The sequence below is a fragment of the Kineococcus glutinatus genome (assembly GCF_039542765.1).
GTDB classification, from domain to species: Bacteria; Actinomycetota; Actinomycetes; order Actinomycetales; family Kineococcaceae; genus Kineococcus_A; species Kineococcus_A glutinatus.
Map to the genome: position 1 here is coordinate 1 of NZ_BAABIL010000352.1, position 810 is coordinate 810.

1 protein-coding gene is annotated in these 810 nt (G+C 81.2%); it reads left to right on the forward strand.

The annotated features are described in order from the left end of the window. Positions 1 to 810, forward strand: an 810-nt coding sequence (locus tag ABEB16_RS13425; RefSeq protein ID WP_345712750.1) for an AMP-binding protein, incomplete at both ends; no start/stop codon positions are given.

Below are 810 nucleotides of genomic sequence, written 5' to 3' on the forward strand. Positions count from 1 at the left end.
GCCCCCCGGGCGGGGAGCGCTGGCTGCTGGCGCTGCCGCCGCAGCACGTGGCGGGGCTGCAGGTGCTGCTGCGCTCGGTGCTGGCCGGCACCGAGCCCGTCGTGCTCGACCTCACCGCGGGCTTCTCCCCCGCCGCGTTCACCGCCGCGGCGGCCGCCTGCACCGGTCCGGCCCGGTTCACGTCGCTCGTGCCGACGCAGCTGCTGCGGCTGCTCGACGCCGGGGCGGAGGCCACCGCGGCGCTGGCCTCGTTCGACGCGGTGCTCGTGGGGGCGGCCGCCACCCCGCCGGCCCTGCGGGAGCGGGCCCGGGCCGCGGGGGTGCGGGTGGTGACCACGTACGGCTCCAGCGAGACGTGCGGCGGGTGCGTGTACGACGGGGTGCCGCTGGACGGGGTCCGCGCGGCGGTGGAGCCGGGCACGTCGCGGGTGCTGCTGGCCGGGGACGTCGTGGCCCGCGGCTACCGGGGGCACCGCTCCGGCGGCGCCGCCGCGGCCTTCGACGTCGACGACGCCGGGCGGCGCCGCTTCCGCACCGACGACGCGGGGGTGCTGGTGCAGGGCCCGGGCGGCCGGCAGCGGCTGGAGGTGCTGGGCCGCCTGGACGACGTGATCACCACCGGTGGGCTGAAGGTGGCGCCCGCCGTCGTGGAGGCGGCGCTCGTGCGGCACCCGGCCGTGGCGGAGGCGGCGGTGGTGGTGGTGCCCGACCCGCGGTGGGGCCAGCGGGTGGTCGCCGCGGTGGTGCCGCGGGAGGGCGCGGCGGCGCCCGGCGCCCTGCTCGCCGCGCTGCGCGGGGACGTCGCCGCCC